7 protein-coding genes and 1 pseudogene are annotated in these 6,253 nt (G+C 54.2%); 3 read left to right on the forward strand and 5 right to left on the reverse strand.

Features of this window, described 5'->3' with window-relative positions:
• Position 1: 1 nt before the first annotated feature.
• Positions 2-696 (reverse strand): annotated as a pseudogene (locus C8N45_RS13430) (IS6 family transposase).
• A 312-nt stretch (positions 697-1,008) separates the two neighbouring features.
• Here C8N45_RS13430 and C8N45_RS13435 point away from each other — a divergent pair.
• From C8N45_RS13435 to C8N45_RS13445, 3 genes are all read left to right on the forward strand, one after another.
• Entirely contained in the window at positions 1,009-1,350 is a 342-nt protein-coding gene (locus C8N45_RS13435) for a TAXI family TRAP transporter solute-binding subunit (RefSeq protein WP_245882666.1), read from the forward strand.
• Between the two features lie 3 nt (positions 1,351-1,353).
• Positions 1,354-1,938: a cupin domain-containing protein gene (locus tag C8N45_RS13440; RefSeq protein WP_108386752.1), complete on the forward strand. Its 585-nt coding sequence runs from the start codon at positions 1,354-1,356 to the stop codon at positions 1,936-1,938.
• A gap of 69 nt (positions 1,939-2,007) precedes the next feature.
• On the forward strand, positions 2,008-2,286 hold the full coding sequence (locus tag C8N45_RS13445) for a hypothetical protein (protein ID WP_114427834.1): 279 nt from the start codon (positions 2,008-2,010) through the stop codon (positions 2,284-2,286).
• Between the two features lie 72 nt (positions 2,287-2,358).
• Here the strand turns inward: C8N45_RS13445 and C8N45_RS13450 are convergent, their stop codons facing one another.
• From C8N45_RS13450 to C8N45_RS13465, 4 genes are all read right to left on the reverse strand, one after another.
• Positions 2,359-3,663, reverse strand: coding sequence for a TRAP transporter large permease (locus C8N45_RS13450; protein ID WP_108386754.1), 1,305 nt, complete (start codon positions 3,661-3,663; stop codon positions 2,359-2,361).
• Positions 3,660-4,229, reverse strand: a complete 570-nt coding sequence (locus tag C8N45_RS13455) for a TRAP transporter small permease subunit (protein WP_245882667.1) — start codon at positions 4,227-4,229, stop codon at positions 3,660-3,662. The genes C8N45_RS13450 and C8N45_RS13455 overlap by 4 nt, the downstream gene beginning before the upstream one ends.
• 27 nt (positions 4,230-4,256) lie before the next feature.
• The gene (locus C8N45_RS13460; RefSeq protein ID WP_108386755.1) at positions 4,257-5,330 is read right to left on the reverse strand and encodes a C4-dicarboxylate TRAP transporter substrate-binding protein; all 1,074 of its coding nucleotides are present in this window, start codon (positions 5,328-5,330) and stop codon (positions 4,257-4,259) included.
• A 124-nt stretch (positions 5,331-5,454) separates the two neighbouring features.
• Positions 5,455-6,120 carry a malonic semialdehyde reductase gene (locus C8N45_RS13465; RefSeq protein WP_108386756.1) on the reverse strand — a complete coding sequence of 222 codons (666 nt, stop codon included), beginning with the start codon at positions 6,118-6,120 and terminating at the stop codon, positions 5,455-5,457.
• Between the last annotated feature and the right edge of the window lie 133 nt (positions 6,121-6,253).

Here is a 6,253-nt window from a genome sequence, read left to right on the forward strand (position 1 = left end):
TTTACAGATGTGTCACGATTTTTATCGCACTCTGGATGCCAGACACAAAGTTGTGGATGTGTTGATTTTTAATTGTTCGGATAACTTAAATACCTTGCAATGTTGCTTTGGCCGTTCGCAGCAATCTGAAGCTTTGCCGGAAACCAAGTAATCGTTTCAACGTTAAGTGATCACTTTCAATCCAATTTTTTCGCCACTTTTTGTCAACATGCTTTATACTTTCAAAATGAGGGCCGTAGCGGCAATTGATGTGATGAATGACCTTGGGATAGGTGGGGGCTTTATCCGTCGTGAACCAGATGGGCGGTGCAGTCCAACACGCTCAATCGCCTTGCTTAGAAAGACCTTCGCAGCTTTCGCGTCGCGCCGGGCGGTCATTCTAAAATCCATCAGTTGTCCGTGCGCATCAGCCGCACGCCACCGATTACGCCATTTTCCACCAACCCGAATGTAAGTTTTGTCTACATGCCAATCCAAACTGGCAAGGCGCAGATGCTTTTCCGCGCGCTTCGCAATCTCTGGTCCAAACCTCTGTACCCATCTGAAGATTGTGGAGAGATCCACCTCGACGCCACGCTCTCCAAGAAGACCAACCACATCTTGATATCAAAGCGGGAAGCGACAATACCAACGCACCGCCAAAAGAACAATATCTCGAAAGAAACGATGGGGTTTGAATGGATCTCGACGTGCCATCATACACCATAAGAGCAGAATATTGACCAAAACTATCAGTTAACGTAACAGTCCCCATCGCCGCATTGCTGATCTCGGCCACGACACGGATTCCTCCCAACACGCTCAGCTGGTCCTGGAACCTGCGCTGCGCTCTACTGTGCCATGCCTGTGTCATCCTCCTGTTCGTCATGACCGGATGAGGACCAAAATCGGGCGAGACATGGCCGGACTTTTAATCGATATTTTATTCACAGATAATTAAAATCGATAATTGATAGACAGAATAGTCTTCTCGCGTTAGTCTTGCCCTGTAATCGAGGGAGGATTGACGTGCGGTTATTTATTCTTGCCGCAGTTGTTGCCGCAGTTAGAACCGGCACGACCATCGCCGAAGAGCTGCGAATTGGGACAGCCAGCCTGGGCGGCGCTTTCGATCCAATGGGTCAGTTAATTTCCAACCTAGTCAACAAGCACGCGGGCAATGACATCTCTATGGTCTCGGTCGTGACCGGCGGTTCGGCACAAAACCCGCGGCTGACCGACAGCGGCGAGGTGGAAATTTCCATCACGAACAACAACCTCGCCAAGCTGGCCGTGGCAGGCGCTGGCTCTTACAGCTCTGTTCCGATCGACATCAAGGCCGTGGCGGCGCTGCAACCACAGAGGGTCTGAAATATGCATAGAGAATTCCGCCGGATTGTGACCGGCCATGACGAAAACGGCAAAGCCATTGTCGTGAGCGATCTGGTCGCCACGCAATATCTCGAGAGGCCCAGCCGCCCAGGTGTGCGCCTGACCAATTTCTGGATCGAGCGAGGCACCCCTGCCGAATATGATGGGCCGACGGAAACGTGCTCCGGCGATTTCGAGCTGCACCCACCGCCCGTTGGGTCGACGTTCCGCTGCGTCGAATTCTTGCCGGAAGATCCCGAGGTGCTGGCCGAGCTCGACGGAAAGACCGCTTTCGGAGAGATGGGGGCAAGTTCCAACATCGTCGAAGATGGACGACATCCTTTCATGCACCGCACCGACAGCGTCGATTACGCCATCGTGCTTTCAGGCGAGATCTGGATGATGATGGATGAGGAAGAGGACGACCTGTTGCTCAAGGCCGGTGACGTTGTCATCCAGCGCGGCAACAACCACGCATGGTCAAACCGCGGAACAGAGCCGTGTGTTATCGCCTTCGTCCTGATCGATGGCGTGACTCAGCGGGGTGCCCCTGCGGATCGGGCCAAGGGCAAACCACGACGGGACTGACACCCGCGTATGTCCCTGGACGCTATGCACAAAGCGCCTAGGGACGACTTCAACTGAAAATCAGACGCCGTGAAGGTCAATGATCCGACGCCCTCGATGGTCGCTTCCATGACGTCGCCCTTGACCACCGCGTTGACCCCCGGAAGGGTTTCCGGCCATGATGACATCGCCGGCGGCCAGCTTGAAATAGTCCGACAGACAAGAGATCATTTAGGGGACCTTCCAGATCATCTGGTTCAGGTCGCCCTCTTAGCGAAGTTCACGGTTCAAGTTCAGCGCTATGCGCCCGTGATCGTACTTCAGTACCTTGAGCAGCATATCGCCAATCCTACCGACGCCAGTCGGTAGGGGTTTAATCGTCTTCAGGCGCTACGAAACCCACCTTGCACGTCTCAAGCTGGATCGCTCTGACAGTGCCCATTAGAGAAGTGCAAGACTGAGGATCGGGAATTCGATCAGAATGAACAGGACTATCAACATCACGAAAGCGAATGGCAGCGCCCCCATGAAGACATCCTTAAGCGAGATGCTGTCATCATTCAGCGTCGATTTGATCACGAAACACGATATCCCCAAGGGCGGTGTCAGCAAACCAATTTCAGCGCCCACCACTGTGACAATGCCAAACCAGATCAGCGACATATCCATTACCTCTACCAATGGCAGGAACAGCGGCACGACGATCAGGATGATCGATGTAGTGTCGAGGATTGTGCCGAGAAAGATCATCAGCAAGATATGGAGCAGCATCACCGTCCAGAAGGATGCGGAATTGCCTGCCAGCAGGTCCTGCAATTGATTGGGTAAGCCCGCCAGCCCCAGCATGCGGCTATAGATAGAGGCCGCAGTGATCAGGAACAAAATAGCAGCAGTGATATGGCCAGTTTCCAGAAGGGCCTCCCAAAACCCGCTCAAAGACAAGGAGCGGCGGACAAGTGCGATAACCAGCGCAACAAGCGACCCTGAAGCCCCGGCTTCAACTGCCGTAAGCCAGCCAGTGTAAATCCCGCCCAAAACGATCATGATTAGACCGATAGTCGGCAATGTCTTTGACGCAATCTCGCCTCTGGACATCCATTCTGTATCGTCGACAACGCGGCCTCCGACGAAGTTAGGCGTATAGCGTCCCATGAACCAGATTGCGGCCACATAAGCGATAGCCAGCAGAATCCCCGGGATAACCCCGGCCAAGAACATATCGCCAACCGATTGTTCGGCGACAAAGCTATAAATGATCAACATGGCAGACGGTGGGATAATCATCCCCAAAACGGAACTGCCCGCCACAACGCCCACTGCAAAGCGCGGGTTATAGTTCTGGGCGATCATCTGCGGGACCGAGACTTTGGCAAAGACAGACGCCGAGGCGATGGACGATCCGGTCACTGCAGCAAACACGGCATTTGCACCCACGGTTGCCATACCGATCCCGCCTTTGGTTTTGCGGAACCGCATCGTCATAACTTCGTAGATGTCCCGGCCTAACCCCGCTTTCGATACAATTAATCCCATGAAGGTGAATAGCGGGATCGTGGCAAAGCTATAGACCATGGCGCTGTCGCCAACGGCAACCTTTAGAAGGTTCAGGGACAGGGTGAAATTGTCGCGCATCAGCCAAATCGACACCAGCGACACCATGCCAAGAGCGATAGGAATATAGACACCCGAATAGATCAAAAAGACGATGGCGACGACCGAAATCAGGCCAATTTCGATGGGGGTCATGTGTTAAGTCCGCCTCTTTCGGTCGTTTTATGCTCTGGCATACGAACCAGCTGTGGGCGATCTTGGGCGGTGATCACCTTGAGAGCGAAGATTAGGCAAGCAAGCGCACTGCCGCCGGCGATGACCAGTTTGACGGGCCACCACGGCACGGTGAAAATGCCAGGGATACCAAAGAAATCCTGCGTGCCCCACATCTTGAGGAATTCCGGGAACATAATGTACGCAATCAGACCCATGAAAATCGCCGAAACCGCATTGATGATCCGTCGCAGGTTTGCCGCTAGCCGCGGAAGATGACCATGGAGCAGATTAAGGAACCCGTCCGACCTTGTCAGACGGTCAACTCGTACCACGTCGGCCAGTTGCAGAAATACAATGAGTACGACCGAAAGCTGGACGATTTCGTAGGTGCCCCGCAAGGGAGCGTTGAAAAGCCCCCGCGCGATCACGTCGGCGTTCAGGATAACCACCAACGCAAGCACAGTGAGTGTGCCCAAGACATTGGCGGCGATCGCAAAAGAGTTGGCGACCCGAGACAGGCCATTGATTGCTGATGTAAGCATCATGTTGCCCCTTCTCGGGTCGGTCAGATTTTAGGGCTGGGTCCAATCACGGACGCCTACGAAACCTGCCGCTTCAAGTTTGGCGAGGTAAGACTCAAGCATACCGGTGCCGTCCTCACCATTGCCATTTAGTGTCGCGGCCAGCTCTTGTGCAACGTTCGGCATTGAGGCACCCCAAGCGGCACGCTCATCAGCTGAGATATCGATGATTGTGCCACCAGTTTCTAAGTAGGTCGCTTCGGCTGCGGCAGCGTTATCCATCGCGATAGATGCAAGGTGGTCGCGATAGTCGATGGCAACTGCACGCAACACATCTTTAACTTCGTCAGGTAGCGCGTTCCAGTAGTCCTGATTGACAGTAACAGTCTTGGTGTTCACCGCTCCGAAATCTGTGCGGATCATGTATGGCCCCACTTCGGAGATGTTGAAGCTTGCTGCCGCCTCGGGCCACAGCATCGCGCAGTCAACCAGACCGGTTTGTAGCATATTATAGAAATCGGTCAGACCGCCACGTACGCCTGCTGCGTCCTTGATACCTTCAAGATACCGCAGATTCACGCCAGCCCCCGCCACCTTGCGGCCTTCCAGATCGGAAATACTCTCAATCGGGTCGGAGCAGAACATCTGATAGCTGTTTAGAACAACGCCGGTTGCCAGATAGACTTGATTCTGTGCGGCGAATTCGTTCTGCATGACAGGGTATTCGCGGGCAATCTCGTCCACAGCGCGGGCTACGGCGCGGGCATCAGAGGACACAAACGGCGTGACAGCCGCCAGACCCTGACTTGGCAGTTTGGACGAATGAAAGATCGTGGTGACAATACCGATATCACCCAGCCCCAGCTGGATGCCTTCTAGAACGCCGCGTGGTTTCACGATGGAACCGCCGTAGTTTTCCTGCCAGCTCATGGCATAGTTGCCGGTCTCGGCAAGACGGCGGTCGACTTCTGGAATAAAGAAGTTGGTGAATTCGCGCACCCAAAGCGCACGATCCGGATATCCGTCAATTACCACCGCCGAAACAGTTTCTTGCGCGACGGCAGGCCCAGCCGTCATTGTCGCAATTACGGCAGCCACCAGGCTGCATTTCTTCCATGTTATCATCTTGTCTCCTCCCAAGAATGCGGGCTCCTCCGCCCAGTAGATTCAAAGCTGGCTTGCGCCGGTAACTAAGTAATTGGTGATCAGTGGGGCTTTCGTCAGTAACTTCGGTTCATCGCGGTCTTGTTCATGCAAAGCTGCACACCTGATCGAACGCGAAGCGTGGCAGTTTCTGGAACAACGCTGTTTCGTCCGCGTAGCCAATGTTGCAAAGAAAGTTGGATTTCAGGTTTGTTCCCGCAAAGAACTCTTCGTCGACGATGGCGTTCGAAAAGCCGGACATCGCCCCCACATCAAGGCCCAATGCACGCGCGGCTATCATGAAATATGCGCCTTGCAGTGTCCCATTGCGATAGGCGGTATCAGCGCAGTACTCGGGCTTGCCGTCAAACAGATGGCGGCGGTCATCATGGGGGAACAGGAACGGCAGTTCCTTCCAGAAATCCAGATCATGCGCAATAATGGCTGTCACAGGTGCGCCCATCATCTTGGGCACGTTTTGCGGCTTGAGTGACTTGGCCAACCGCTCTTTGCCTTCAGGTGTTTTCACGAAAACAAAGCGCGCCGGCAGCGTGTTCATACTGGTCGGGCCGTTGATCATGATCTCGTAAATCTCGTGCAATAGAGCGTCTGCAATCGGGCGGTCAGTCCAAGCGTAATGCGATCGCGCATTGCGCAGAATGAGGTCAATGGCATCGTCCGATAGCCGGTTTATCCGGCTGTGCAGGGCACGGTGATTTTCCTGCGCCTTGGCGCGCAATTCATCCAGCTCTTTTACTTCAGGCGCGTTCATTCTGCCGCAACCGATGCGGTGTGGTCCTTTTCATCAATGATTGGGCTGGCACAAATGCCGATGTCTTCGATCTCGACCTCCACCACTTCGCCAGGCATTAGCCAGCGAGGCTTCGGCTTTTTGGCATGGCCGA

This window comes from Yoonia sediminilitoris (assembly GCF_003058085.1).
GTDB classification, from domain to species: domain Bacteria; phylum Pseudomonadota; class Alphaproteobacteria; order Rhodobacterales; family Rhodobacteraceae; genus Yoonia; species Yoonia sediminilitoris.